Source organism: Bacillus sp. jun7 (assembly GCF_051034795.1).
GTDB classification, from domain to species: Bacteria; Bacillota; Bacilli; order Bacillales; family Bacillaceae; genus Bacillus; species Bacillus velezensis.
On the sequence record NZ_CP093219.1, the window covers coordinates 2,891,864 to 2,918,723 of the forward strand.

A 26,860-nucleotide genomic window follows, 5' to 3' on the forward strand; every position below is an offset into this window, starting at 1 on the left:
ATTATACGATGAAACTAAAAGTTTCGTTCAGAAATGTTTCAAAACAGTATTTTCTATATAAAAAACAGTCTGACAAAATTAAAGGATTGTTTTTCCCAAACAGAAATCAAAAAGGTTTTTTCGCTGTCCGAAATGTTTCTTTTGACGTCTATGAAGGGGAAACGATCGGATTCGTAGGTATCAACGGCTCGGGAAAATCAACGATGTCCAATCTGCTTGCAAAGATCATTCCGCCGACAAGCGGTGAGATTGATATGAACGGGCAGCCGTCTTTAATCGCGATTTCTGCCGGATTAAACAATCAATTAAGCGGCAAGGACAACATCCGTTTAAAATGCTTGATGATGGGTCTCAACAATCGGCAGATAGACGAGCTTTATGAAAAAATCGTTGAATTCGCGGATATCGGCGACTTTATAGATCAGCCTGTTAAAAGCTATTCAAGCGGTATGAAATCCCGTCTCGGTTTTGCCATATCGGCGCATATGGACCCTGACATCCTTATTATTGATGAGGCGCTCTCAGTAGGGGACCAGACTTTCTATCAGAAATGTGTTGACCGCATTACGGAATTTAAAGAACGCGGCAAAACGATCTTTTTCGTCAGTCATTCCATCGGACAGATTGAGAAAATGTGTGACCGGGTGGCTTGGATGCATTACGGCGAAATGCGTATGTTCGACGAAACGAAAGCCGTTGTAAAAGAATATAAAGCTTTTGTGGATTGGTTCAACAAGCTTTCAAAGAAAGAAAAAAAGAAATATCAAAACGAGCAGATTGAAGGCAGAACGCGGGCAGCCGAGGAACAGAAAATCACTCAGGCGCAGCAAAAGAAAGCGAAGCCTAAATTCATTGCCAATACGATACAGATTACGCTGCTTGCATTGCTGGCTGTCGGCGCAGGCGCTTCGATGTTTTCAGACAAGCCTCTGCGTGCGATCACATCTTTCGGTGACGTCAAACAGAGCGATGCCGGCCTTTATGAGTCTGTGAATAAACCTGCTTTGGTAAAAGCTGAAAAGGCGGACCTTTACACTGAAAAAGATATAAAAGGAAAAGCCTCCGCAAGTGTAAGTTTCGGTACGAAGGTGCAGATAGAAGCCGAGAATAACCAGGCGGCTAAAGTGAAATTAAACGATAAAGAGTACTTTATGAAAAAGACTGATCTGTATAAGGTGAACGCTTTAAAAAAGACGGATGTTCAGCTGAATGATTTCAGCGGCAGTTTATCAAGCCAAACAGCAGAAGAGTTTCTCTCATATCTCAATAAAAGCCGGGACGATGTGCAGCGTAAATTGAAAAATCCAGCTGCGGGACAAACGGCTGACGGACGGAACGTATTAAAAGCATCCGATGCAAAAACGGATGTAGTGATTGACAATGATACAGTCTCCGAAGTGGTTTTTCATTTATCGCGTCCTGCAGACATCTCAGCTTTAAGTGAAAAAGGCGGCAGCAAAATCAATCAGAATTTGCTCATGCTTAAAAACCAGGAATATACTTTTTCTGTGAACAATGCTGATAAGACACTGACGGTAACGTCTAAAACGTAAAGATCACATAAAAAAAGCTGCCGGATTCGGCAGCTTTTTCTATTCGTCAGCTTCTTCTTTTTCAAGAAGATCCTTCATGAACGGAATTAATTTATGACGGATATCCTGATCCTGTAAGGCAAATTCAAGCGTCGTCTCGATAAATCCGAGTTTTTCACCGACATCGTAACGTTTTCCTTCGAAATCATAAGCGAAGACACGCTGAATGTCATTGAGCTTTTGGATGGCGTCCGTTAATTGAATTTCTCCTCCTGCACCGACTTCCTGCTGTTCAAGGTACATGAAAATTTCAGGAGTGAAAACGTATCTTCCTAAAATAGCCAAGTTGGAAGGAGCTGTGCCCGGTTCAGGCTTCTCTACAAAATTTTTGACCTGGTAACGGCGGCCTTCATTTGTTAACGGATCGATAATTCCGTAGCGGTGTGTGTCGCTTTCAGGAACTTGCTGAACACCGATGATGGAAGACAATGTTTTTTCGTATTCATCCATCAGCTGACGAAGTCCCGGTTTTTCAGCCTGGACAATATCATCGCCGAGAAGAACGGCGAAAGGTTCATCGCCGATGAAGTTGCGTGCGCACCAAACGGCATGACCGAGTCCTTTTGGCTCTTTTTGGCGAATATAGTGGATATCCGCAATATTTGACGATTTTTTCACTTTTTGAAGCAGTTCGATTTTCCCTTTTTCTTCTAAATTGCGTTCCAGTTCAGGGGCATTGTCGAAATGGTCTTCTATTGCTCTTTTTCCTTTTCCGGTTACGATAATAATATCTTCGATGCCGGATTCGACAGCTTCTTCGATAATATACTGAATTGTCGGCTTATCAACGATTGGAAGCATTTCTTTAGGCATTGCTTTTGTGGCCGGCAAAAAACGAGTGCCTAAACCTGCTGCCGGAATAATGGCTTTGCGTACTTTCTTCACTGAATAACACCATCCTTGTTTCTGCAAAATCTTTTTTTCAGAACTATAACCTAGTCTTTTTCCACTTTACCACAATTGATTAAAATTCACACCTTTTAATCCGCTTTCAAAGAGTCTTGTAACGGTTTTTGCTTTGTTTGCCATTAAGCTTTACAATATCTAAGAAACGGCATAAATATGTTAACATGAAGGGATATCCGACATATAAAACGAGGTGCAGACAAACCGTTGAAAAAACTAAAAGTAATGACCGTATTCGGTACAAGACCTGAAGCAATTAAAATGGCTCCGCTCGTATTAGAGCTTGAAAAATATCAGGAAATTGATTCGCTGGTGACTGTAACCGCACAGCACAGACAGATGCTGGATCAAGTGCTTGAAGCATTCAGCATCACGCCTGATTTTGATTTGAATATTATGAAAGAGCGTCAAACGCTTTCAGAAATTACATCTCATGCTTTGCTGAAACTGGACAAGCTGTTTCAAGAAGTAAAACCAGATATCGTTTTGGTCCACGGAGATACGACGACAACGTTCGCCGGAAGCCTTGCCGCCTTTTATCATCAAATCGCCGTCGGCCATGTGGAAGCCGGTCTGCGTACGCAAAATAAATACTCTCCTTTCCCTGAAGAAATCAACCGGCAGATGACGGGCGTGATCGCTGATGTGAATTTTGCGCCGACAAGCCAGGCAGAACAGAATCTGCTTGCTGAAAATAAAAAGCCGGATTCTATATTTATCACGGGAAATACGGCGATAGACGCGCTTCAAACGACAGTGCGGGAAGACTATTCTCATCCGATTTTTGACAAGCTGGAAGGAAGCAGGATGATTCTTTTGACAGCGCACAGACGTGAAAATTTAGGCAGGCCGATGAAACAGATGTTTAAGGCCGTCAGAAGAATCGTTGAAGAGTTTGAGGACGTACAAGTCGTTTATCCCGTTCATTTGAATCCCGCAGTTCGTGAGGCCGCAGAAGCCCATTTTGCTGATTCGGACAGGGTGCATTTAATAGAACCTCTGGAGGTCGTGGATTTCCATAACTTCGCTGCGAAAGCAAATTTCATTTTGACCGACTCAGGCGGGGTTCAGGAGGAAGCGCCTTCTCTCGGAAAGCCGGTCTTGGTGCTTCGGGACACAACCGAGCGCCCCGAAGGAGTGAAAGCCGGGACATTGAAGCTGGCGGGTACAGATGAAGAAACGGTGTATCAGCTGACAAAACAGCTCTTAACCGATCAGGCCGAGTATGAACGGATGTCAAAGGCGTCAAACCCTTATGGTGACGGATCGGCCTCAAAACGGATTGCGGAAGAACTGCTTTATCGGTACGGCTATAGAAAAACCCGTCCGCAGCCTTTTACAGAATAAAAAAAACTCTGCATCATATGCAGAGTTTTTTATTATTTCAGGCTTTCTTTTAATTCTTTTTTGACTGAAGCGAGGCTTGCTTCATCTAATTTGTAATAATAGATATTGTTGATTCTCGTTCCCGTTCCCTTCAGTTCATGCTGAGTGACTTTGCTGCGGGCATTTTTATAGTCAGTCATAACCGTCCACATATCATCGAATGACATGTTTGTTTTCATATTGTTTTCAATGACCTTAAACATATCTCCGAATTTCGTGACAGACGAGATGTTTGCCCCCTTAGAAATAATCCCTTCAATCACTTGGCGCTGCCGCTGCTGTCTGCCGAAATCCCCCCGGGGGTCTTCTTTTCTCATGCGGGTGTAGGCAAGTGCTTCTTCGCCGTTCAGGCTGATGTTCCCCGTTCCGAAAGAATGCCCGTCGTAGTTGAAGGCGAACGTGCTGTTCACCGTAATCCCGCCGAGTGTATCCACGGTATCTTTGAAGCTCTCCATGTTTACTTTCACAAAATAATCTACCGGCACGTCGAGCAGGTCCTCGACGGTATCCGCGGCCATTTGGGTTCCGCCGAAGGCATAGGAGTGGTTGATTTTATCCATCGTACCTTTGCCGGAGATTTTCGTATACGTATCGCGCGGGATGCTGACCATTTCCGTTGTATTCGTTTTAGGATTGACGGTCATATAAATCATCGTGTCCGCGCGCCCTTTGTCATTTTTCCGCTCATCGACTCCCATGATTAAAACAGAAATCGGATCCTTCTTTCCGAGATCTATATCCGTGTCACGTTTGTCCGATTTTTTTAAGTCTTCCTGAATGCTTGCCACCGTTGAAGCCGCTTTGTGCCACAAGTAGTAGACGTAGCCTCCTGATGATAAAACTAACAGCCCGATGATTGTTACGATTGTCAGAAGAACCTTTTTCTTCTTTCTTTTTCGTTCAGCTCTCATTTGTCATCACCTTTTCTATTAACTTTCATGATGCAATTTACTAATCTTTATAAACCCAGTCATATTTTTACTTATAACCATGTAATAGACGAAATTCTTAAAAAAAAGGTTACAAAAAGACCTTAAAATTACCTTAAAAAAAAGTTAGTATAAGACGATACATAAAGATGAGGTGAAAAAAATGAAAAAAACTATTGCAGCTTCGTTCTTAATACTGCTTTTTTCTGTTGTATTGGCAGCGTGCGGAACGGCGGAACAATCAAAGAAGGGAAGCGGTTCTTCGGAGAACCAGGCTCAAAAAGAAACGGCATATTATGTCGGTATGGCGGATACGCACACAATTGAAGTAAAAGTGGATGATCAGCCCGTCAGCTTTGAATTTTCTGATGACTTCTCTGATGTTCTGAATAAATTCAGCGAAAATGACAAAGTCAGCATTACTTATTTCACAAATGATAAAGGCCAAAAAGAGATCAAGGAAATCGAGAAAGCAAAATAATACACCATGATCAGCAAAAGGCGGGATAAAAATTGAAGAAAACAATATGGGCTGTCTGTTTTTCTGTGATATTCAGCCTGGCTTTATTACCGGAAAGCACTTTTGCGGCCAGTTCTGATATCTCAGTAAAACTGACGAATTATATTGGTAATAAATCGACTCTGAATATCGAACCTTCAGGAACTTATAAACTGACGGGAAGCGATGTGTCCTCCGTTGTCAGATTGGGAGGCGCGTCCAAATATGATACAGCTAACGCCGCGACATCTAAGTATTGGAAAAACCCGTCCAACGTAGTCGTCGTGAATACGGACGCTTATTTTGCGGACACGCTTTCCGTCATTCCTTTAGCGAATAAACTGAAAGCGCCTGTTCTGCTGACTGAAGCGAAAAAACTGAGCAGCAGCACAGAAGCGCAAATCAAGAAATTCAATCCGGATAATATTTTAATCATCGGCGGGACGAACAGTATTTCGTCAGCCGCGGAAAAGACATTGAAGAAATACGGCCGTACGAAACGGATCAGCGGAAAAAACAGATATGATCTGTCCAAAAATATTGCGGCCGAAATGGGCAGCTATGACCAGGCGGTCGTAGTAACGGGGGATGTATATACGGATGCGCTGGCAATCGCGCCATATGCCGCGCAAAACGGCTATCCGATTCTTCTGACGAAAAAAGACTCCCTTCCGAGCTACAATCTGCCTAAAAAAGTGATCATCATGGGAGGCACTTCAAGCGTCAGCAAAGATGTGGAGAATCAAATTAAAAAGAAGGCCTCGGTCACCAAACGAATTACCGGATCAAACAGATATCAAATATCAGCAAACGCAGTCACTTCGCTTGGCATGGATGCAAGCAAAACGGTGGCTGCCAACGGGACTAAATTAGCGGACATCGTAGTCGGATCAAATATTGCCGCCGCAAATCACATGCCGCTTGTATACATCAAAAAAAGCGAAACACCCGCCGACGAGGCCGGCCTTTTTAAAACGAAAGGCACCTATTCTTATACATTAATAGGCAGCGCGAATTCAATTGCCGATTCAGTTAAGGCTGCTTACGCAAAAGAGTTTTATCTCGTAAACGGAAAGACGTACCGTATTGAAACGTCCGGCGGCAAATTAGGCGTTGCAGGCATTAACAGCGGAAAAACGTCTTTCAAGGCGGTTCCTGAAAAATATTCAACAGCAAACACAATCAGCATTGACGGGAAGCCATATCTGGGGAATATGAGTTTCACTGCTGAATCCGGCAAATATGTAAGGCCTGTTAATGAAAACATTCCTTTTGAGGATTATCTGAAAGGTGTCCTGCCGAATGAAATGCCGGGAAGCTGGCCGACAGAAGCGCTGAAAGCCCAGGCTGTTGCCGCCCGCACCTACTCTATCGGCAAGATGGGACAAACAGTCGCGGATACAACGGCCTTTCAGGTTTACGGGGGATACAGCTGGTATCCAAACGCCACCGCAGCCGTTAACGGAACAAAAGGGAAAGTGCTCACTTATTCCGGCAGATTGATAGATGCCACTTACTCATCAAGCAATGGCGGTTACATGGAAGCCGGCGATGAAGTGTGGGGATCGAAAGTGCCGTATTTAGTAGCCAAAAAGGACACAAAAGATCCGGAAATCAGCTGGTCTTTAACATTGCAGAAGCAGCAGCTGCCAGCGGGTCTGGATATGAAAAATCCCGCATCCTGGTGGTCTAAAACAAACGAAGCAAATGCTGCGCAGCTCAACGGAATAAAAAATTGGCTGATGAAAAATAAAGAAACCAATGCAAGTTCCATAAAAATTGCAAGTATCTCTGATCTCTCGCTCACCGGAAAAACAAAAGGCCAGCGCGCGGAAGACGCCGCGGTGAAGGTCACGTACCATGTGAATGACAAGTCGAAGGGCTATGTCATGAACAAGACTGCATCTGTTGAGGTGAAAGCGTCTGAACTCAGGACGATGATCGGAGCTTCATCTTTTAAAAGCACATACGCCAGTGCGTCCGGTAATTCTTCGCAAATCACGATATCAGGAAAGGGATACGGTCACGGCGTAGGAATGAGTCAATACGGAGCAAAAGAAAGAGCGGAGGCCGGAGAGCCGTATACTTCTATTCTTGCGTTCTATTATCCTAATACAGCACTTACAAACTACTAAACTTCTGTGGAGGAGATCGGATTGAAATTCATCATAAAATGTCTCCCCGTCTTTATTCTCGGGGTCATTCTATTTGTCCCTTCCGCTTTGGCTGACAATACGGTTAAAAGGATCGGCGGAAGCACCCGGTATGATACGGCTGTACTGGCGGCAAAACAATCATGGGGTGAAGCGAAAACGGTAATTATCACCGGCGGAACTTCATATGCCGATGCAATTGCCGCTGCGCCGCTTGCATATCAAAAAAATGCGCCGCTGCTGTTTACAAATAAAGATCAGCTGTCTGCCGGCACAAAAAAGGGATTAATTGATTTAAAAACGAAAAATGTGATTATCGTAGGCGGCACACCTGCCGTTTCGAAAAATACCGCAAATCAAATTGCTAAATTAGGCATCAGTGTCAAACGGTTATCAGGGAGCACGAGATATGCCACAGCCGCAAAAGTGGCGGGTGAAATGACAAGATCTTCTACAGCCCTTGTGGTCAACGGGTTTGTTGATGCGGATGGAATGGCTGCGATTTCTTATGCGTCCGCTAAAAAATATCCGATTTTATTCACTAATGATTCAACGTTAAATGGTTCTGCGTCCAATGCGATCAAAAGCTTAGGGATTAAAAACACGATTGTCATCGGCGGGACAAGCAGCATCAGCAGCTCACTTTATAATAAGCTGCCGAACCCTTCGAGAATCAGCGGCAAAAACCGCTATAACCTGTCTGTGAATCTTGCAAAAAAGACAGGCTTAAGCACAGGCTATACGTTTGTTACCAATGGCTTTAAAGAGGCGGATACCATCGTCGGAGGCGTGCTGAGCGCCAAACAGGGAAGAGTTCACCTGCTGACGAATGGAGACAGTCTGTCAAAAGACGTCCGGACGTATATCGGAAGTAAAAACATCACCAGCTTCACCGTCATAGGAAGTGCTTCATCTTTAAGCAACAATGCCGCGTCGCAGCTTAAAAATCCCGTTGTCGGCAAAACGGTCTTTATTGATCCGGGACACGGCTATCAGGATTCAGGTGCAACCGGAAACGGCTTGCTTGAGAAAAATGTAAACCTTGATATCGCTACGCGTCTTAACAATCAATTATACGGCGCGGGCGCGCTTACTGTAATGTCAAGAAAGGGCGACACCTTTGATTCGCTTGAGGAGAGAGTGAACAAAGGGGCGAAGGCGAACGCCGATATTTTCATCAGCGTCCATGCAAATGCGAATGATAACAGCAGTGCAAACGGTACGGAGACGTATTATGATAAAACCTACCAATCGGCAAACAGTCTGAGGCTTGCCCAAAATATTCAGCCGAGAATGGTTTCTGCTCTCGGCACGCGTGACCGCAGTGTGAAAACTGCCGGATTTTACGTCATTAAGTATTCTAAAATGCCGAGTGTCTTGTTAGAAACCGGTTTTGTCACAAGCCCGATTGATGCCAATATTCTAAAACAATCAACGAAAAAGGACAGACTCGCGGCGGGGATCACCCAAGGCGTTTCCTCCTATTTCAGATAATTTTTTTCATGGAAACAGACCGGTTCATACCGGTCTGTTTTTTTATTTTTTCATTATGCTTTGTCTCAAATATGGATATGAATAGATTTACAATAAAAAAACAATAATCGAAACATTCTAATAAACATTAACGTTTCCTTTACTTCCAATTAACATCCATCTGCTAAACTCACGGCATAGGTCATCAAACATCCCAACAAATCGTGAGGTGTGTGTCAGTGGGAGCAGAGAAAAGCATGAATGTAAATAATAACTATGCAGTGCGGCAGGGGACTTCCGCTGCCGTTACGGAAAGAACGGCCCGTTATTTGGCTTTTAAGCGATTCATGGACATTGTGTTTGCGCTTGCGGGGCTTTTGGCGGCGCTCCCGGTGATGGGCCTGTTCTCCATACTGATTCGTTTGGAGTCGCCCGGCCCGGCTTTTTACAAGCAGGAGCGGGTAGGCAAAGATGGGAAGCCGTTTTATTTGTATAAGCTCCGCTCTATGAAAATAGATGCTGAAAAATCGGGGGCGGTCTGGGCGCTGAAAAAGGATCCCCGCGTGACAAAGGTCGGCGCTTTTATCAGAAGGACCCGTATTGATGAGCTGCCGCAGCTGGTAAATGTCCTTCGGGGAGAAATGAGCCTGATCGGCCCGCGTCCCGAGCGTCCCGTGTTTACGGAACAGTTTCAGGCTGAGATTCCGGGGTTTACGGAGCGGCTGGCCGTTAAGCCGGGATTAAGCGGCTGGGCGCAGGTCAACGGGGGATATGACATGACACCGAGGGAAAAACTGATGTTTGACTTATATTATATCCGCAACCTGACCTTTTCATTGGAACTGAAGATTATGCTCAAAACGTGCAAAGTGATCTGGACCGGTGACGGGGCGCGATAAAAATTCTGGTCAGCAGACAAAAAAGTAGGGAAAACGATGCCTAGTATTACAAATCAAATTTTGAGCGGCGCCAAATGGACAAGTATTTCGACAGCGTGTATTACGGTCATTCAAATCGTCCAATTCGCCCTGCTCGGGCGGGTCATGTCACTGGCTGAATTCGGCCTTGTCGGCATGATCACAACGGTAGTGGTGTTTGCCCAAATTGCGCTTGATATGGGTTTTGGCGCCGCGCTCATTCAAAAAGATCATGTGACTGAAAAACAGATGTCTTCCTTGTACTGGCTGAATATCATAACGGGGCTTGCGCTGTTTGCGCTGCTGTTTTTCAGCAGTCCGCTCATTGCCGATTTTTATCGGCGGGAGGAGCTTGTCTATTTAATCCGCGTGCTGGCCGTCATGTTTTTAATCGCGCCGATCGGTCAGCAATATCAGTATATGCTGCAAAAAGCGCTGGCATTTAACACGCTAAGCAAGATTGAAATCTTTTCAAATGTGCTGTCCTTCGTTTACTTGGCGGCTGCGGTTTTTTATACGGACCCGATTCTCGCCTATGTGATTTCCCAGGTGCTGTTGCAATCGTCAAAAGGCATTCTGTACTGGGTGTCCTGCAGAAAAACATGGAGACCGGCGTTCGTTTTTGATCTGAAGGGAATGAAAGGCTTCTTTTCTTTCGGAGCCTTTCAGCTGTCTTCCCGGCTTGTGAACCGGCTCGGGGCGAATATTGATATGATTCTGATCGGCAGTTTTATCGGCGCCGAGGCGCTCGGCATTTACAATCTGGCCTACCAGATTGTCACGCTTCCGGTATTAAAAATTAATCCCATCATTACGAGAGTCGCGTTTCCCGTCTTTGCGAAAAACAAGCATGAAAACAGCGTGATCAGAGAAGGGTTTCTCAATATGACCAAAATACTCGCGCTGATATCCTTTCCGCTCTTGCTCGGTTTGGTTTCAGTATCGGATGCATTCGTGGCTTCGGTTTTCGGAGAAAAATGGCTGGCGGCTGTCCCGGTTTTAAACGTTCTCGCCATCGTCGGGATTTTAAGGGTTCTGATGAATCCGAACGGATCAGTGCTGCTGGCAAAAGGGCGGGCCGATCTGGCATTTTATTGGGACGCCGGGGTGATGCTGCTGTACGGTGCATCTTTGTACGCCGCCGTGCTGTCCGGAAATCTCTTGACGGTAGCCTGGACGTACGCTTTCATCAGCATCCTGAATTTCCTGATCGGGCGCTGGCTGCTGGCATATGTCATTAAGCTGCGGCTGTCGGCTTACTTCAAAGCCGTGGCCAAACCGTTTCTGCTTACGGCGGCAATGGGTGTCATCGCCTTTACAGCCAGCTTCGGAACGGAGCGGATCAGCCTTGATGTCAAGCTGCGGCTGGCGATCTCCGTAGCCTGCGGCGCGTTGTGTTATTTGTTCCTGTTAGGAAAAGCTTATCCGCATATGAAAAGTAAATTAAGAAAAGGACGTTTGCTATGAAGGTATTGTGGATGACAAGTGTATATCCGAGCAGTGAGAAGCCGGGAGAAGGCGTTTTTCATGAGACGCAGGCCCAAGAACTGAGAAAGCTTGGCGCGGAGATGACTGTCATTTGTCCGCGGCCGAAACTCGCCGCGCCATTCCGGGTGCTGAAAAAGACGTATCGGCAAAAGGATATAAGGCCGGCGCATGAATGGCGGAAAGGTGTGTCCGTCCACCGGCCGTTTTATCAGGCGGTTCCCGGGCAGCTGAAATGGGCGCAGCCGCATAAAAGAATGGCGTTATCGGTTCTTTCCGAAATTAAAAATCATGGCCTGAAGCCCGATCTGATTCACGCGCATTTCGCCATGCCGTCAGGCGGAGCGGCGGCCATTGTGTCAAAGGCTTTAGGCATCCCGTATGTGCTGACCTTGCATGGCAGTGATGTCAATGTCTATCCGCATTACAGCAAAAGCGCTCATCGCGCATTTACATTTGCGGTGCGGGAAGCAGCCGATATTTACGCTGTGAGCGGCAGTCTGCGGGAACAAATGAAAAAGCTCATCGAGGCGGAGTGCAGCGTGCTTCCGATCGGCATCACGCTTGACGCCTTCCGAAAAAGGAACGAGACGAAAGAAGCCGTCAGAAAACGGCTCGGCCTTCCTCCGGATAGAAAACTGATCGTGTTCATCGGCAGGCTTGTCAAAGAGAAAGGTGTTTTCGACTTATCAAAAGCCGTTCAGTCATTGGATGAAAGATATGAAGCTGTCTTTGTCGGTGACGGTCCCGCCGAATCTTCATTGCGTGAAGCCGCTCATATCGTCACGGGGCAAGTGCCGAACGACAAGGTACAGGACTATCTGCTGGCCTCAGATGTAATGGCGCTGCCGTCCTACAGCGAAGGCATGCCGACTGTGGTCATTGAGGCGCTCGCTCTGAAGGTGCCGGTAATCTGTACCGATGTCGGAGGATTGGCTTCTTTATTCGGGAAACACCGGGGGTTGCTGATCAAGCCGGGTTCACCTGACACGCTGGCAGAATCCATTTTGCAATATGACGAAGGAGAGGCTTGGACGCCGCAAACAGCCGAGGAACTTTCTCAAACCGTCCGCACGTATTTTGACGCAAGCCACAATGCGAAAGCGCTGAAAGAGAAATACCGGTCCGTCATGAACCGGGCCGGGCAAGAGGAGAACCTTTCGAAAGAGGGATGAAGCTGTGAAAAAAATCGCTGTATTAGGAACAGGGTATGTAGGTCTTGTATCTGGAACTTGTTTTGCGGAAATCGGCCATCATGTGACTTGCTGTGACATCAATGAAGCGAAAATCAGAAGCTTGCAAAACGGAGTCATCCCGATATATGAACCGGGGCTTGAGGAATTAGCCGAAAAAAATGTCAGTGCCGGGCGGTTATCCTTTACGGCCGATATTGAGCCGGCTGTGAAAGCCGCTGATATCATCTATATCGCCGTCGGTACGCCGATGTCAAAGACGGGTGAAGCCGATCTGACCTACATTAAGGCAGCGTCGCAAACAATCGGAGAACAGCTGAACGGATACAAAATCATTGTCACCAAAAGCACTGTTCCGGTCGGGACGGGAAAGCTCGTTTACCAAATCGTCAGCGAAGCGTCAAAGGGAAAATATCCGTTTGATGTCGCGTCAAATCCTGAATTCCTCCGCGAAGGTTCGGCGGTGCGGGATACGATGCAGATGGAGCGGGCGGTTATCGGCGCCACAAGCGAACATGCCGCTTCGGTCATTGAAGAGCTTCATAAGCCGTTCCGTACGAAGATCGTAAAGACCAATCTTGAAAGCGCGGAAATGATTAAGTATGCCGCAAATGCTTTTTTAGCCGCCAAAATATCTTTTATTAACGATATCGCCAATATTTGCGAACGTGTCGGGGCGGACATTTCTCACGTGTCAGAAGGCGTCGGCCTTGACAGCCGGATCGGGAATAAATTTCTGCAGGCGGGCATCGGATTCGGCGGATCCTGCTTTCCGAAGGATACAACGGCTTTATTGCATATCGCAAACGCCGCCGGCTATCCGTTTGAAATGATGGAAGCCGTCATTGAAACCAATCAGAAGCAGCGGGTCCGTATTACGGAAAAATTGAACCGCGCCATCGGTCCCTTAAAAGGGAAAACCGTGGCCGTACTGGGGCTGGCCTTTAAACCGCATACAAATGACGTCCGCTCCGCCCCGGCTCTTGATATCATCACAAGTCTTAAAGAGCAGGGCGCTCACGTGAAAGCGTATGATCCGATCGCGATTCCCGAAGCGTCAGCGATATTAGGAGAAGGCGGCATTGAATATCACACAGAGATGTACAGTGCCATCAAAAACGCGGACGCATGCCTGATTACAACAGATTGGCCGGAAGTCAAGGAGATGGATCTTCAGAGAGTGAAGCAGCTGCTCAAACAGCCGGTCATCATTGACGGCAGAAATATGTTTCCGTTGGAGTATATGAGGGTTTCAGGATTCACTTATCATTCCGTCGGACGTCCGGCGGTTCATGCCGATCGGCAAATAAAAGAACTGGCAAGATAGAAAAAGATTTGTTTTCAGGCTCTCGGCAGTCCGGCTCGGCTGCCGGTTTTGGAAAGGGGTTTGCCATGTGAGTATCAAACGTTCAGCGGCACATGTTCTTGTGCTGCTTGCCGCTGTCATTACAGGAGGATGCATCATGCTGGGGGCGGTCAGGGCGGATGCCGGCTTCGGAAAAATCACCGTGCTGCTGCTTGCCGCCATGATCGGCATTGCCGGACTTGCTTTGCTATCCGCCTTTACAACAAACGGTCAGATGTTTATGGGGCTCATTTATATACTGATCGCGTGTACATTTTTAAACCAGGCCTTCTTTGCGGTTCATCTCGGATTTTTCAGCTTATTTATATACCGGCTGTTATTAATCGGAGCGGGCGCCCTTCACATCGCCGGCATCCTGACAAACCGTCATCATATTGACAGATGGAATCGGGTGAATGTAAAAGGGGTTCTGATGTTTTTCGCCTTATGGTTTACATACGGTCTCCTATCGTTATTGTGGGCAAAATCCGTGACGTACGGGATTAAATATTTAGCTTTAATGGGAATGGGCATGTTTTTGATTTATCTTATTGTCATGTTCATTCAGCGCTTTGATCAGCTGATGGTTTTTTACGGCATATGGCTTGTGATGACCATTTTTGTGATGGCGATCGGCTTTTACAACCATTTTACACACAACCATCTGCCGAGCTCCACGCTTTATAACGGCCCGCAGTACAAACAGCATTATCCGACGTCCGTTTTCTTTAATCAAAATGATTTCGCGACGTTTTTGTGCATCAGTTTCTTTCTGTATGCGGCGGCGGTGAAAAATATGAAAAACGGCTATGTGAAGGCCGTCAGCCTGCTCTTTGCGATCTGCGCTTTGTATTTAATCATTTTGACCGGTTCGCGCGCGAGTCTGCTGGGCATATGCGCGGGGGCGGCTGTATACGTCTTCATCCTGCTGCCTTCCGTGTTGAAAAAATTCGCGCTGTACGCTGCGGGAGCGGGTGCTGCGCTGTTTGCGGTTTTATTTGCGGGCCGTATCACCAATGCCGTCTTGAATCTGTTTTCAGCTCCGCAGGCGATGCCGGGACAGCAGCCGCTTCCTTCCAACCTTGCGAGGGCGAATCTTTTAAAGAACGCCTTTCACTATGTGATTGATTCCTGGGGGTTCGGAGTGGGTGCCGGAAATGTCTCTTACTATTTAAAAGCGGAGCCCGTTTATGATACGGGCGGCGTAGTTGAGGTGCACAACTGGCTCGTCGAGATTATGGCGAACTTCGGCGTGCTTACGATGCTCGGTTACCTGACAGTCTATTTGTTCCTTTTTTGGACACTTTATAAATGTCATGAAAGAAAATCGGAAAATCAGTCAAGACTGATCACAGAAGGACTTATCACGGCAATGGCCGGTTTTTTGGTAAGCAGCATCAGCCCAAGCTCCGTATCAAATTTATTTTTCCACTGGGTATTTCTCTCGCTCGTGATCGCGGCGGTCAATATATTGAGGCGTTTACAAAAGGAGTCTGCCGTCACGGCGTACTATGAAAAACAGGGAGATGCGAGATGAAGGATATGTTGACAAGAATAACCCGGCGTATCAAAAAAAATATCATTTGGATCATTGCGCTGCCCGTTGTGTTAGGGGCGGCGGGATATGTATTGCCGTCAAAAATAAGCGGAAACAGCAGTTTTACATCAGAAGCCGCGATCGCCGCGGGAAATTATGATCATCCGCTTTATAACAATACAAAAGAAATCCCGCTCCTTTTGACGAGCGATGCCTTTTTAAAGCAGGCTCTGCCTGATAAAACAGACGAAGAAAGAGCGGCTGTGAAAAGTAAACTGACTGTCGAAACACAATCAGATTCATTGATCACGGTCAGCTACAGCGGCCAAAACAAACAGGAGACCGAATCGGTGTTTCAAGCCGTCATAACAACTTTTCTGAAGAATGATCAGGACCTGTTTGAAAAACGGGCAAAAGTAGTGCGGCAGAGTATTGCTGCGCTTGAAGGAGAAACCGTCAGCGCGGACGCCAAAGTGGATAAGGAACGATTTTTATACGAATTGAAAAATATGCAGCTGAACCTGAAAGCGGCCGGCGTCATCAATTCAGAGCCGATGAATGAAACGGCGGGACAAGGCATGCCGCCGAAAAAGAAAGCGGTTCTGGGCGTTTTAATCGGCATTGCAGTTGCCTTTATGTTCATTGTCATTCCGGAGTTTTTTAGAGAGTCCTTGTAAAAATCTGCGATGGAGATGTGACCATGACAAACTGGAAACCTTTCGTATCTGTCATTACACCGTCTTATAACGCAAGTGAATATATCGAAGACACGATTCAGTCCGTTTTACATCAAAGCCACCCGCATTGGGAAATGATTATCGCGGATGATTGTTCAACGGACGGAACGAGAGATATTTTACGGCAATATGAACAAAAAGATGAGCGGATCCGCGTCGTTTATTTAGATAAAAACGGGGGAGCCGCGGCTGCCAGAAATACAGCCCTTAAACATGCCAAGGGCCGTTATGTCGCATTTCTGGACAGCGATGACAGATGGAAAAAGGAAAAGCTTCAAAAACAGCTTGCGTTTATGGCAGAGCGGTCCTGCGCTTTTTCATTTACGGGCTACAGCGTCATGGAGCAGGACGGAACGCCGACGGACAAAACGATTCAAGCCCCTGAAAGCCTGTCATATGATGAAGCTTTAAAAAACACGATTATCGGATGTTTAACGGTCATGATTGACAGAGAGCAGACGGGGCAGATTCAAATGCCTGATATCAGAACGCGGCAGGATTTAGCGACATGGCTTTCCCTGCTGAAAAGAGGATTTACGGCTTACGGCCTGAATGAGTGCCTTTCAGAATACAGGCTTGTGCAGAATTCGATTTCAAGCAACAAGTGGAAAGCCGCAAAAAAAACGTGGTTTGTTTATAGAGAAATTGAGCGCCTGCATTTTATCAAGGCTTCGTGGTGTTTTATGCAATATGCGAAAAACGCGGTCTTGAAAAGACTGTAGGTGTCAGAGGAGCTGGGTGATGAAGGTGGAACCGATTATTCACGTAATCGTCGGAGCGGCGGAATGGGGGCATGACCGGCTGAGATACAGACGGCACCGGCTGGCTGAATTTCTTTCCCGGCAAAAAGAAACGAAAAGCGTCATTTGGGTATGCCCGTCCCCGCGAGCCAATGATGGTCAGACGGCCGGGATCGCCGAGGGAATCCGGCAGTTCACTGTAAAGGATCTCATGCAGCAAAAAGCATTCCGTTTCGGCAGGTATACAGACATGTGTTACAGGCATAAACTTTCACCATTGTTGCACATGCTGAAGGAAGAAGGAGAAGGGGCCCGCTGCTGCTTATGGTACACCTTCCCCGGTTTTCCGCTTCTGGCAGATCTGTTTCCTTGGGATGAAGTGATTTACGATTGCAGTGATCTGTGGGCCGCTCCGATCAGCGGCCGGGCCGGTGTGCTGTCAAATGTAAGAAGAAACATCATTAAACAGGCGGAAATGAGAATCATTCAGCGTGCCGATTCCATCACCTGCACATCTGACTGTCTGCACCGGGAGGTCGGAAAAAAGCTGGAGAACCCGCACCAGAAAGTGTTCACCATTGAAAACGGAGTGGAATATGACCTGTTTTCACGGGAAAATAAACAGCCGGATGAAGACATTTTACGGGGAAGAAACGGAACGGTTCTCGGTTTTATCGGCGGAATCAAACCGAAGCTCGATTTTGCGCTTATGGCGGAAACGGCAGATGTGCGGCCTGACTGGACGATTTTATTGGTGGGCCCGAACACGGCTCAGGACGATCCGGATTTCGAGTCGCTTCTGGAACGCCCGAATGTCATCTGGACGGGACCTGCCGCGCCGAATGAAGTGCCGTCCTATATGCAGCTTGTCGACATCGGCATCATGCCGTATAAAAATTCACCTTATAATGACGCGGTATTTCCGCTTAAGCTTTTTGAATTTTTAGCCGCCGGGAAACCGGTTGTCGGCTGCAACCTTTCTTCTACGTCAAAAATCAAAAGGCCTTACGTTTATGAATACGTTGAAGGGAGCGACCCCGCAGATTTCATCGCGGCCTGCGAAGCGCTTCTGGCAGCGGACCGCCGCGGATCATACGAGGCTTTGCGCCGTGAATTGGCCCGGAGACGAGATTGGAATGTTTTATTCGGCCGAATGCTCGAATGCACGGGTATATTGAAAAATGCGCAATCCCATTAAAAGGGAAAGCGCATTTTTTGATTTGCGTGTTTCTTTTTGATGATGCTTGTTATAATAACTAGTAAGAATTATAATGGAAGGAACGGTTCAATATCAGAAAAGACTTCATATAATTCCAAAGGAGACTTCTTTATGCTTGACGAACGCATGTTTCGCATAGTTGTTGCGTTTTTTGTCTCTCTGCTAACGGTTTTAATCCTAACTCCTATCGTAAAAAAAATTGCGATCAAAATAGGTGCAGTTGACCAGCCCAGCAACCGAAAAGTACATGATAAAATAATGCCCCGTATGGGCGGCTTGGCCATCTTTATCGGCGTAGCGGCGGGTGTGCTCGCGGCCGGCATATATAATGAAACAAAAATGACCGCCATTACGGTGGGTGCGTTTATTATTGTTATTTTAGGAATCCTTGATGATAAATACCAATTAAGCGCAAAGGTAAAGTTTTTCGTCCAGCTGGCCGTGGCCATTATGATTGTGAGCACGGGACTGAAAATGGACTTTTTCTCCGTACCGTTTTTAACGGAACGTTTAGAATTGGGATGGGTCGCTTACCCGCTGACTGTGTTATGGATCGTCGGTATTACGAATGCGATGAACCTGATTGACGGTTTGGACGGACTCGCTGCCGGCCTGTCGGTCATCGGACTCTCCACTATCGCCGTTATGGCGTTATCCGGAGGGAAAATCCTTATTCTGTCACTTTCACTTGTCGTGATAGGAAGCACACTCGGATTTTTATTTTATAATTTTCACCCGGCAAAGATATTTATGGGAGATACCGGATCGCTCTTTCTCGGATACGTCATCTCAGTACTCTCATTATTAGGTCTTTATAAAAGTGTTACTTTATTCAGTATCATCATTCCGATCATCATTTTGGGCGTGCCGATTTTTGATACGACATTCGCCGTCATCAGGCGGATTTTAAACAAACAGCCGATCTCAGCGCCTGATAAGTCACATATACACCACCGGCTGATGGCCTTCGGGCTGTCACACCGCACGGCTGTCATTATCATTTATTTAATCGGCTTTATTTTCAGCGTCAGTGCCATCCTGCTGAAAAGTGCGACCATATGGCTTTCGCTGTTTATTATTTTTGTATTGATTGTATTTATGCAAATCATAGCAGAGGTCACAGGGTTAGTAAATGAACAATTTAAACCATTTACCAAGTTTTACAAAAGATTGGTAAAGAAAAATTAAAAAGAGCAGATCATGCGAATGGTCTGCTTTTTTTCTATTCTCTTATTATATAGAAAAACCCGATCCTGCTCAAAGGATCGGGTTTACTCTTAATAGCCTGTTGTGCCGCCGGACTGTGTGCTGTCCGTACCGTTTGCACCTGCAGTACCGTTGGTTGAATCGGTTGTGCCGCTTGTTCCTGTGCTGCCGGAAGTCGAATCAGTCGTACTGTCCGTTCCGGTGCTGTCAGAAGCGGGATCGGACGCCGTGCTGCTTCCGGACGGGTAATCCAGGTGCTTCTGCAATTCCTGCCGTACTTTTTCGAGATTGGCTGGATCCGGCTGGAAATAATATGTTCCGCGCGTAGTTGCGGTTCCGCCTAAATATAAATCTGATCCTGTTATGGTCAGTGTATCAATCTTTTTGCTGGTAAAGCCGCTGTAAATCTGCTGAAGAGCGAGTCCTTCAGTGATTCGGATATTTGTTTGGACGTTATTGCTCGCTGTTTCAGCGATTTTATCGATTTTAGCAATATTTCCAGCTCTTGACATTTGGTCGATCAGTGCGTTTAAGATTTGCTTTTGGCGGTCATTCCGGCCGAAGTCTCCGCGCTTATCCTGCTTTCTCATCCGCGCGTAAGCCAAAGCCTGCTCACCGTTCAAATGCATGTTTCCTTTCTTGAAATAGATCCGTTTCTTTTTACTGACGTCACTCATCTCGTCGAAGTCAAACGGCACTTTTACATCGACCCCGCCTACCTCATCAATAACATCCTTAAAGCCATTGAAGTCGACAGTGACATACTTATCAATCGGTATGCCTAATAAGTCTTCGACGGTTGAGACGGTTTCATCCGCTCCGCCCTTAGCAAAAGCCGCATTGATTTTTGTTTTGTTACCGGTTGTGTCACCGGCAAGCGTCACCCGCGTATCACGCGGAATACTCAGCATTTTCATTGTTTTATTTCTCGGATCAAGGGTAACGACAATAAGAGAATCTGATCGTCCGCCTTTTCCGCTGGTGGCATAATTTTCGATCCCCATAAACAAAATGGAGAACGGTTTTTTCTTCATATTGATGACTTTATCCCGCAATTTTGATTTGTCTCCGCGGGAAAGGGCATCATATGCATTATCTGCCGCATTAATCGTTTTGTATACTTTGTATCCGCCAAATCCTGCAGCGACTAACAAAACGAGGGTAAGCAGCAGCAAAATCCGTTTGAATATGATCTTTCGTTTGCTTTTCTTTTTCTTGCGAACACGCACTCTTACACGTTCAGCCATTACATTAGTCTCCTTTAGGGCTGACGTCTGTTTCTAAATACGTCAGTTCTCCCTCTGTATTCTTACTCTTGCCGTTCGTCAGTTCTGTCATCCATTTTAGAAACGCTTCTTTGTCTTTTTCTTCAACGTACGTTTCAAATTCGACATGATCCGCATAATGGATATCTTTCAGTAAAAAAACTGATTCTCTCAGTTCGTTCTCTATCTTGCCGAGCCACGTATAATCCGCTGATGTATGCATAATCCGCATCAGCTTCCGCTCCGTAACTCCTATATGATTTAAGCCTTCAGACACTGACTTCCCATATGCACGAATCAATCCGCCTGCACCGAGCTTTATTCCGCCGAAATACCGGGTAACCACCGCGCAGGTATCTTTCAGACCTCGTTTTTTCAGCACTTCCAGCATGGGGACGCCGGCTGTTCCGCTTGGTTCTCCGTCATCATTGGCCTTTTGTATATGGTCGGTTTCGCCGATCAGATAAGCTGAGCAGTTATGAGTCGCATTCCAGTGCTGTTTTTTTATCTTTTGTATAAATTCCTGCGCTTCCTCTTCAGAAGCAGCACGGCTCAGGTGACAGATAAAACGTGATTTTTCAATCACAATCTCATGTTCACCCGCTTCTTTAACAGTTAAATAGCTGTGCAGCATGATTGCTGGACCCTCCTGACAAGCATTAAAAGACTTGTTTCTACAAATTCGAACAGACTTTAGAATTTTTGCGCATATTTTGGTATCATGAAAGAGTAAGATACTATATAAAAATGTTTTTTTCTAGAATATACGCATTCTTTCATTATAATTCGACATAAATTGCAGTTCAATTACATTTATAATAAAAATACATAACAACACCGTTACGGAGGGAGACAGATGAATAAATCGAAGATGGACTCCAAAGTTTTGGATTCTATACTTATGAAAATGCTGAAAACCGTGGACGGGAGCAAGGACGAGGTTTTTCAAATCGGAGAGCAGTCGCGCCAGCAATATGAGCAGCTGGTTGAAGAACTCAAACAGATCAAACAGCAGGTGTACGAAGTCATTGAGCTGGGCGACAAACTTGAAGTTCATACGCGGCACGCACGAAACCGCTTGTCTGAAGTAAGCAGAAATTTCCATAAGTTCAGCGAAGAAGAAATTCGCAACGCCTATGAAAAGGCGCACAAACTTCAAGTGGAACTGACGATGATCCAGCAGCGTGAAAAGCAGCTGCGGGAGCGCAGAGATGATTTAGAACGCCGGCTTTTGGGGCTTCAGGAAATCATTGAACGGTCAGAATCATTGGTCAGCCAAATAACCGTCGTTCTGAATTACCTGAATCAAGACCTTCGCCAAGTAGGGCTTCTTCTTGCCGATGCGCAGGCTAAACAAGATTTCGGCTTAAGAATCATTGAAGCCCAAGAGGAAGAAAGAAAAAGAGTTTCCAGAGAAATTCATGACGGTCCCGCGCAGATGCTGGCAAATGTCATGATGAGATCGGAATTAATTGAACGGATCTTCCGCGACCGCGGCACGGAGGACGGATTTCAGGAAATCAGAAATCTTCGGCAGAATGTGCGGAATGCCCTTTACGAAGTCAGAAGGATTATATATGATTTAAGACCGATGGCATTGGACGATCTCGGGCTGATTCCGACACTGAGAAAATATCTTTATACAACTGAAGAATACAACGGAAAGGTGAAAATACATTTTCAGTGTATCGGAGACACGGAGAACAAAAGGCTTGCCCCGCAATTTGAAGTGGCGCTTTTCCGTCTCGCTCAGGAAGCCGTCACAAATGCACTCAAGCATTCAGAATCAGAGGAAATAACAGTAAAAGTGGAAGTAACCGCTGATTTTGTCGTTCTTATCATTAAGGACAACGGAAAAGGCTTTGATATTAAGGATGCTAAACAAAAGAAAAACAAGTCATTCGGCTTGCTGGGAATGAAAGAAAGAGTAGATCTGCTTGAAGGAACGATAACGATAGACTCTAAAATAGGTCTTGGGACATTTATCATGATTAAGGTTCCGTTATCTCTCGGCCTATAATTTGTTAAATAGAGCCAAAAGACATATTGACCGAACAGCGGCGTATATAGAACAATAGGATAAGGAGGCGTAGCGTGTGACTAAAGTAAATATTGTTATTATCGACGACCATCAACTATTCCGTGAGGGTGTAAAAAGAATATTGGATTTTGAACCTACCTTTGAAGTGGTAGCAGAAGGTGACGATGGAGATGAGGCGGCTCGAATCGTCGAGCATTATCATCCCGATGTTGTCATAATGGACATCAATATGCCGAATGTAAATGGAGTAGAGGCTACTAAACAGCTTGTTGAGCTGTACCCTGAATCTAAGGTGATTATCCTCTCCATCCATGATGATGAAAACTATGTGACTCATGCTTTAAAAACAGGTGCAAGAGGCTATCTCCTGAAAGAGATGGACGCAGATACTTTAATCGAAGCAGTGAAAGTGGTAGCCGAGGGCGGTTCTTACCTTCACCCGAAAGTAACCCACAATCTTGTCAACGAATTCCGCTGTCTTGCGACAAGCGGAGTTTCTGCTCATCCTCAGCATGAGGTTTACCCGGAAATCCGGAGACCATTACATATATTAACGAGACGGGAATGTGAAGTGCTGCAAATGCTTGCAGACGGAAAAAGCAACCGCGGAATCGGTGAATCATTGTTTATCAGTGAGAAAACAGTGAAAAATCACGTGAGTAATATTTTGCAGAAAATGAACGTTAATGACCGGACACAAGCCGTTGTCGTAGCCATTAAAAACGGCTGGGTAGAGATGCGTTAGTCATGTATGAGAAGACTTGCCATAATAGGCAAGTCTTTTTTTACTGCTTCATATCTATTAAAATACTTATTAAGTACTTAATAAGGCAGGTAAAGTGATGAAGATTGCAGTTGTAACAGACAGTACAGCATATATTCCGAAAGAGATGAGAGAAGAACATCATATTCATATGATCCCTCTTCAAGTGGTTTTCGGTGAAAAAACATTTCGCGAAGAAACAGAACTCGACTGGAGAAGTTTTTATAAAGAAGTAAAAAATCATGATGAGCTGCCGACTACGTCCCAGCCTTCTTTCGGTGAATTAATCGCATTGTACGAAGAACTGGGCAAAACATATGACGCAGTCATAAGCATACATTTGTCCAGCGGAATCAGCGGAACTTATAACAGCGCCGCCTCGGCAAACACTATGGTTGATCATATTAAAGTTTATCCCTTTGATTCAGAGATCAGCTGTTTGGCGCAAGGTTTTTATGCATTAAAGGCAGCACAGCTCATTAAAGACGGTGTTGACTCACCGGAAGAGATTATAAAAGAGCTGGAAGAAATGAAAAAAACAGTCCGTGCGTATTTTATGGTGGACGATTTATCACACCTCCAGCGGGGCGGGCGTCTAAGCAGTGCTCAGGCTTTTATCGGCGGTCTGTTAAAGGTAAAGCCTATTCTTCATTTTGACAATAAGGTAATTGTTCCTTTTGAGAAGATTCGGACACGCAAAAAAGCGATTTCGAGAATTTTTGAGCTGTTTGGGGAGGATGCAAGTAAAGGAATCCCGATGCGGGCCGCTGTCATCCATGCAAACAGGGAAGAAGAAGCGGCGGATATTATACAGGAGTTAAGCGGTAAATATCCTCATGTCGAATTCTATAACAGCTATTTCGGTGCCGTGATCGGAACCCATCTGGGCGAAGGCGCCATCGGAATCGGCTGGTGTTTTAAAAACTAAGTGAAAATCTCCGTTTTCAAGGGCGGAGATTTTTTTATTATTAAATTTTCGTGATTCGACAAAAAAATTCCCGGCAGGCATACTTTGAGCAGAAAGGAGGCAGGGAGATGTCCGAAGGTGCTTCAGAATTTTCAGAGGTGCGGGATTTCTTTTACGGCCGGCATTTATTGAGATCTGAGATACCGTTTTCAGATCAGCGCATCAATCGTTTTATAGAAAAAGAGTATATAACGGCCGAGCCGTCAATCATCCGCCGGAAAAACCGTTACGTCTGCCAACGATGCGGTCAGTCTGATCAAGCCTGCTTTGCGGCATTTTGGGCGCCCTCTGCCAAAAGGCAGATTACCTATTGCCGTGCCTGTGTCATGATGGGAAGGGCTGATGAACTGACATCATTATATTCTTGGAATCAAGCCCCTGAAAACAGCTGGGAGCCTGTAAAGCTTTCTTGGGAAGGAACACTGACAGATGGACAGAAGCAGGCCGCCGCCGCGCTTACAGATGCGATAAAAGAGAGACAAGAGCTGTTAGTATGGGCGGTTTGCGGATCGGGGAAAACAGAGATGCTGTTTCCTGGTATCGAGTTTGCCCTGAATCAGGGTTTGCGCGTCTGTGTCGCGACTCCGCGTACAGATGTCGTACTTGAACTGCTGCCGAGACTGAAAAAAGCATTTGAGAAAGTCGACGTTTCTGCTTTGTACGGCGGCAGCGAGGACAAAGGCCGCTTGACTCCGCTGATGATTTCAACCGCTCATCAGCTGATGCGCTACCGAGACATTTTTGATGTCATGATAATAGATGAAGTAGATGCGTTTCCTTTTTCAGCCGATGAGACATTAAGGTTCGCTGTTGATAAAGCGAGGAAGAAAAACAGCGCCCTTGTTTATGTAACGGCAACTCCTTCAGACACATTAAAAAAGAATGCTGAAGCCGGTTTGCTGAAAAGCGTTCGCATACCGGCCAGATATCATCGGAAACCTCTCCCGGAGCCGCGTTTTTTGTGGTGCGGCAATTGGAAGAAGAAGCTTCAGAAAGGAAAACTGCCGCGCTCTGTAACGGATTGGGTCCGCCAAAAACTTCAATCACAGCTGCCGGTTTTCTTATTCGTTCCGTCTGTACACGTATTGAAAAAGACAACGGATTATTTTCAGAAATTAAACATACGGGCAGAAGGCGTACATGCGGAAGACACATTCAGAAAGGATAAAGTGAAACGGTTCAGAGACGGCCTGCTTGACCTGCTGGTAACGACTACGATTTTAGAAAGAGGAGTTACCGTACCCAAAGTTCAGACATGTGTCCTCGGCGCAGAAGCACCTATCTTTACTGAGAGCGCGCTCGTACAGATCGCGGGCAGAACGGGAAGGCATTATAAACATTTCAGCGGTGATGTCGTCATGTTTCATTTCGGAATGACAAACGGAATGAAAAAAGCAAAAAAACATATAGAACATATGAACAAATTGGCACAAAAAAGTAAATTGTTGGACTAGTTAATTTCAGAAAACGTGATACAGTATACTCATACTTTCCTATGAGGAGCTGTCAGCATGCTTGTCAATTCTAAAGAAATCATATTAAAGGAACTTCTCGACCGCCATATGCCTCAGCTTCATATGAAATGCACATGCCGGGTATGCAAAAATGATGTACTAGCACTTTCATTAAACCGGGCTGAGCCGGCATATGTTACAGATAAAAAGAAAGTTGCTTATGCAAAAGCAGAGATAGTTGATAAACAGAAAAATACAGCGCTGCTTGTCATTCTGGCTGAATCAGCGGCGATTGTTTCGGTTAATCCAAGCGAGTTCTGTGAAACTCGGGAAGGAGCGTAATATCTCTGAATTGTTTATTGTGTGACTCACCAATTTCAAGTTCATTGACTTGGAGATCTCTGTTTTCTCTGGCGCCCGAGCAAGAGGTATGCACCATATGCAGCAGCCGATTCGAAAAAATTGAAGGCCCCGTATGCACTATATGCGGGAGGCCTCAGGAGTCAAATGAAAAATGCGCTGATTGTGCGGCCCGGGAATCAAAAACGGAAAAGCGCTTTTTGCTGCGGCAAAACCGTTCGGTATATTTGTATAATGATGCGATGAAGGACTCATTAGCCCGGTTTAAATTCAGGGGTGATGCGAAAATCATTCAAGCATTTGGACGTGACTTTGCTGCCGGCTTTAAAGCGGCATATCCATCAAATACACATACTCTCATCCCTATTCCGCTGAGCGGCGAACGGCTGGCGGAACGCGGATTCAATCAATCCGAGCTGCTGGCCTCTCTGCTCGGAATGCCCGTCATTTTCCCCCTCATCCGACTGAACAATGAAAAACAATCCAAAAAGAGCAAAACAGAAAGGCTGTCCGCAGAAAAAAAGTTTTCAGCAGCCGAAAACTCGGCCGAAGGTATGAACGTCATCTTAATAGACGATATTTATACGACGGGCGCCACACTGCATCAAGCCGCCGAAGTCCTGCTGACAGCGGGTAAAGCGTCATCGGTCTCCTCTTTTACTTTAATCAGGAGCTAAATCATTCTTTTTTTCT

The 26,860-nt window shown here is 45.8% G+C and carries 24 protein-coding genes; 20 read left to right on the forward strand and 4 right to left on the reverse strand.

Features of this window, described 5'->3' with window-relative positions; genetic code table 11:
* Nucleotides 1-8 precede the first annotated feature (8 nt).
* The gene (gene tagH, locus MJQ52_RS14155; RefSeq protein WP_094247448.1) at nucleotides 9-1,553 is read left to right on the forward strand and encodes a teichoic acids export ABC transporter ATP-binding subunit TagH; all 1,545 of its coding nucleotides are present in this window, start codon (nucleotides 9-11) and stop codon (nucleotides 1,551-1,553) included.
* A 39-nt stretch (nucleotides 1,554-1,592) separates the two neighbouring features.
* Here the strand turns inward: tagH and galU are convergent, their stop codons facing one another.
* A complete protein-coding gene (gene galU, locus MJQ52_RS14160; RefSeq protein ID WP_003151367.1) occupies nucleotides 1,593-2,477 on the reverse strand; it encodes a UTP--glucose-1-phosphate uridylyltransferase GalU in 885 nt (294 codons plus the stop codon).
* 228 nt (nucleotides 2,478-2,705) lie between these two features.
* Here galU and wecB point away from each other — a divergent pair, with 228 nt between their 5' ends.
* A complete protein-coding gene (gene wecB / locus MJQ52_RS14165) occupies nucleotides 2,706-3,845 on the forward strand; it encodes a non-hydrolyzing UDP-N-acetylglucosamine 2-epimerase (protein WP_015387618.1) in 1,140 nt (379 codons plus the stop codon).
* A 32-nt stretch (nucleotides 3,846-3,877) separates the two neighbouring features.
* On the opposite strand, the gene MJQ52_RS14170 is transcribed toward wecB, so the two are convergent.
* Complete coding sequence (locus MJQ52_RS14170; protein WP_003151369.1) at nucleotides 3,878-4,795, reverse strand: LytR family transcriptional regulator; 918 nt, start codon at nucleotides 4,793-4,795, stop codon at nucleotides 3,878-3,880.
* Between the two features lie 181 nt (nucleotides 4,796-4,976).
* Here MJQ52_RS14170 and MJQ52_RS14175 point away from each other — a divergent pair, with 181 nt between their 5' ends.
* The 12 genes from MJQ52_RS14175 (at nucleotide 4,977) to MJQ52_RS14230 (ending at nucleotide 19,299) form a co-directional block, all read left to right on the forward strand.
* Complete coding sequence (locus MJQ52_RS14175; protein WP_003151370.1) at nucleotides 4,977-5,294, forward strand: hypothetical protein; 318 nt, start codon at nucleotides 4,977-4,979, stop codon at nucleotides 5,292-5,294.
* Between the two features lie 32 nt (nucleotides 5,295-5,326).
* On the forward strand, nucleotides 5,327-7,447 hold the full coding sequence (locus MJQ52_RS14180; RefSeq protein WP_003151371.1) for a SpoIID/LytB domain-containing protein: 2,121 nt from the start codon (nucleotides 5,327-5,329) through the stop codon (nucleotides 7,445-7,447).
* 21 nt (nucleotides 7,448-7,468) lie between these two features.
* The gene (locus MJQ52_RS14185; protein WP_015387619.1) at nucleotides 7,469-8,959 is read left to right on the forward strand and encodes an N-acetylmuramoyl-L-alanine amidase; all 1,491 of its coding nucleotides are present in this window, start codon (nucleotides 7,469-7,471) and stop codon (nucleotides 8,957-8,959) included.
* A 218-nt stretch (nucleotides 8,960-9,177) separates the two neighbouring features.
* Entirely contained in the window at nucleotides 9,178-9,837 is a 660-nt protein-coding gene (locus MJQ52_RS14190; RefSeq protein ID WP_003151373.1) for an exopolysaccharide biosynthesis polyprenyl glycosylphosphotransferase, read from the forward strand.
* 36 nt (nucleotides 9,838-9,873) lie between these two features.
* The gene (gene tuaB, locus MJQ52_RS14195; protein ID WP_071392371.1) at nucleotides 9,874-11,322 is read left to right on the forward strand and encodes a teichuronic acid biosynthesis protein TuaB; all 1,449 of its coding nucleotides are present in this window, start codon (nucleotides 9,874-9,876) and stop codon (nucleotides 11,320-11,322) included.
* Nucleotides 11,319-12,515 carry a teichuronic acid biosynthesis protein TuaC gene (gene tuaC, locus MJQ52_RS14200; RefSeq protein WP_070082464.1) on the forward strand — a complete coding sequence of 399 codons (1,197 nt, stop codon included), beginning with the start codon at nucleotides 11,319-11,321 and terminating at the stop codon, nucleotides 12,513-12,515. Before tuaB ends, tuaC begins: the two co-directional genes overlap by 4 nt.
* A 4-nt stretch (nucleotides 12,516-12,519) precedes the next feature.
* Complete coding sequence (gene tuaD, locus MJQ52_RS14205) at nucleotides 12,520-13,860, forward strand: UDP-glucose 6-dehydrogenase TuaD (protein ID WP_094247449.1); 1,341 nt, start codon at nucleotides 12,520-12,522, stop codon at nucleotides 13,858-13,860.
* 67 nt (nucleotides 13,861-13,927) lie between these two features.
* Nucleotides 13,928-15,415 carry a teichuronic acid biosynthesis protein TuaE gene (tuaE, locus tag MJQ52_RS14210; protein ID WP_094247450.1) on the forward strand — a complete coding sequence of 496 codons (1,488 nt, stop codon included), beginning with the start codon at nucleotides 13,928-13,930 and terminating at the stop codon, nucleotides 15,413-15,415.
* Nucleotides 15,412-16,092 carry a teichuronic acid biosynthesis protein TuaF gene (gene tuaF / locus MJQ52_RS14215; RefSeq protein WP_094247451.1) on the forward strand — a complete coding sequence of 227 codons (681 nt, stop codon included), beginning with the start codon at nucleotides 15,412-15,414 and terminating at the stop codon, nucleotides 16,090-16,092. The genes tuaE and tuaF overlap by 4 nt, the downstream gene beginning before the upstream one ends.
* A 23-nt stretch (nucleotides 16,093-16,115) precedes the next feature.
* Nucleotides 16,116-16,874 (forward strand): teichuronic acid biosynthesis protein TuaG, encoded by a 759-nt coding sequence (tuaG, locus tag MJQ52_RS14220; protein WP_003151380.1) that lies wholly within the window; start codon nucleotides 16,116-16,118, stop codon nucleotides 16,872-16,874.
* Between the two features lie 19 nt (nucleotides 16,875-16,893).
* A complete protein-coding gene (gene tuaH, locus MJQ52_RS14225; RefSeq protein ID WP_094247452.1) occupies nucleotides 16,894-18,090 on the forward strand; it encodes a teichuronic acid biosynthesis protein TuaH in 1,197 nt (398 codons plus the stop codon).
* A gap of 132 nt (nucleotides 18,091-18,222) precedes the next feature.
* The gene (locus MJQ52_RS14230) at nucleotides 18,223-19,299 is read left to right on the forward strand and encodes a glycosyltransferase family 4 protein (RefSeq protein ID WP_003151382.1); all 1,077 of its coding nucleotides are present in this window, start codon (nucleotides 18,223-18,225) and stop codon (nucleotides 19,297-19,299) included.
* Between the two features lie 89 nt (nucleotides 19,300-19,388).
* Here MJQ52_RS14230 and MJQ52_RS14235 read toward each other — a convergent pair whose 3' ends face one another.
* Together MJQ52_RS14235 and MJQ52_RS14240 are read right to left on the reverse strand one after the other, a co-directional pair.
* Nucleotides 19,389-20,564: an LCP family protein gene (locus tag MJQ52_RS14235; RefSeq protein ID WP_071392366.1), complete on the reverse strand. Its 1,176-nt coding sequence runs from the start codon at nucleotides 20,562-20,564 to the stop codon at nucleotides 19,389-19,391.
* A 4-nt stretch (nucleotides 20,565-20,568) separates the two neighbouring features.
* Nucleotides 20,569-21,216, reverse strand: coding sequence for a YigZ family protein (locus tag MJQ52_RS14240; protein WP_060657503.1), 648 nt, complete (start codon nucleotides 21,214-21,216; stop codon nucleotides 20,569-20,571).
* 222 nt (nucleotides 21,217-21,438) lie between these two features.
* On the opposite strand from MJQ52_RS14240, the gene degS reads away from it, so the two are divergent.
* The 6 genes from degS (at nucleotide 21,439) to MJQ52_RS14270 (ending at nucleotide 26,844) form a co-directional block, all read left to right on the forward strand.
* Complete coding sequence (gene degS / locus MJQ52_RS14245; RefSeq protein WP_003151385.1) at nucleotides 21,439-22,602, forward strand: two-component sensor histidine kinase DegS; 1,164 nt, start codon at nucleotides 21,439-21,441, stop codon at nucleotides 22,600-22,602.
* Between the two features lie 76 nt (nucleotides 22,603-22,678).
* On the forward strand, nucleotides 22,679-23,368 hold the full coding sequence (degU, locus tag MJQ52_RS14250) for a two-component system response regulator DegU (RefSeq protein WP_286047703.1): 690 nt from the start codon (nucleotides 22,679-22,681) through the stop codon (nucleotides 23,366-23,368).
* 97 nt (nucleotides 23,369-23,465) lie between these two features.
* Entirely contained in the window at nucleotides 23,466-24,314 is an 849-nt protein-coding gene (locus MJQ52_RS14255) for a DegV family protein (protein WP_003151387.1), read from the forward strand.
* Nucleotides 24,315-24,421: 107 nt separating this feature from the next.
* The gene (locus MJQ52_RS14260) at nucleotides 24,422-25,807 is read left to right on the forward strand and encodes a DEAD/DEAH box helicase (RefSeq protein ID WP_094247454.1); all 1,386 of its coding nucleotides are present in this window, start codon (nucleotides 24,422-24,424) and stop codon (nucleotides 25,805-25,807) included.
* A 57-nt stretch (nucleotides 25,808-25,864) separates the two neighbouring features.
* Complete coding sequence (locus MJQ52_RS14265; protein ID WP_017418816.1) at nucleotides 25,865-26,149, forward strand: late competence development ComFB family protein; 285 nt, start codon at nucleotides 25,865-25,867, stop codon at nucleotides 26,147-26,149.
* Nucleotides 26,150-26,154: 5 nt separating this feature from the next.
* Complete coding sequence (locus MJQ52_RS14270; protein WP_202980098.1) at nucleotides 26,155-26,844, forward strand: phosphoribosyltransferase family protein; 690 nt, start codon at nucleotides 26,155-26,157, stop codon at nucleotides 26,842-26,844.
* Nucleotides 26,845-26,860: the final 16 nt, after the last annotated feature.

Bases quoted from the DNA above. Each gene is read 5' to 3' on its own strand.
- tagH (WP_094247448.1), top strand. From the start codon at position 9: ATGAAACTAAAAGTTTCGTTCAGAAATGTTTCAAAACAGTATTTTCTA.
- MJQ52_RS14170 (WP_003151369.1), bottom strand. From the start codon at position 4,795: ATGAGAGCTGAACGAAAAAGAAAGAAGAAAAAGGTTCTTCTGACAATC.
- MJQ52_RS14175 (WP_003151370.1), top strand. From the start codon at position 4,977: ATGAAAAAAACTATTGCAGCTTCGTTCTTAATACTGCTTTTTTCTGTT.
- tuaB (WP_071392371.1), top strand. From the start codon at position 9,874: ATGCCTAGTATTACAAATCAAATTTTGAGCGGCGCCAAATGGACAAGT.
- tuaC (WP_070082464.1), top strand. From the start codon at position 11,319: ATGAAGGTATTGTGGATGACAAGTGTATATCCGAGCAGTGAGAAGCCG.
- tuaF (WP_094247451.1), top strand. From the start codon at position 15,412: ATGAAGGATATGTTGACAAGAATAACCCGGCGTATCAAAAAAAATATC.
- tuaG (WP_003151380.1), top strand. From the start codon at position 16,116: ATGACAAACTGGAAACCTTTCGTATCTGTCATTACACCGTCTTATAAC.
- tuaH (WP_094247452.1), top strand. From the start codon at position 16,894: ATGAAGGTGGAACCGATTATTCACGTAATCGTCGGAGCGGCGGAATGG.
- MJQ52_RS14230 (WP_003151382.1), top strand. From the start codon at position 18,223: ATGCTTGACGAACGCATGTTTCGCATAGTTGTTGCGTTTTTTGTCTCT.
- MJQ52_RS14235 (WP_071392366.1), bottom strand. From the start codon at position 20,564: ATGGCTGAACGTGTAAGAGTGCGTGTTCGCAAGAAAAAGAAAAGCAAA.
- MJQ52_RS14240 (WP_060657503.1), bottom strand. From the start codon at position 21,216: ATGCTGCACAGCTATTTAACTGTTAAAGAAGCGGGTGAACATGAGATT.
- degS (WP_003151385.1), top strand. From the start codon at position 21,439: ATGAATAAATCGAAGATGGACTCCAAAGTTTTGGATTCTATACTTATG.
- MJQ52_RS14255 (WP_003151387.1), top strand. From the start codon at position 23,466: ATGAAGATTGCAGTTGTAACAGACAGTACAGCATATATTCCGAAAGAG.
- MJQ52_RS14260 (WP_094247454.1), top strand. From the start codon at position 24,422: ATGTCCGAAGGTGCTTCAGAATTTTCAGAGGTGCGGGATTTCTTTTAC.
- MJQ52_RS14265 (WP_017418816.1), top strand. From the start codon at position 25,865: ATGCTTGTCAATTCTAAAGAAATCATATTAAAGGAACTTCTCGACCGC.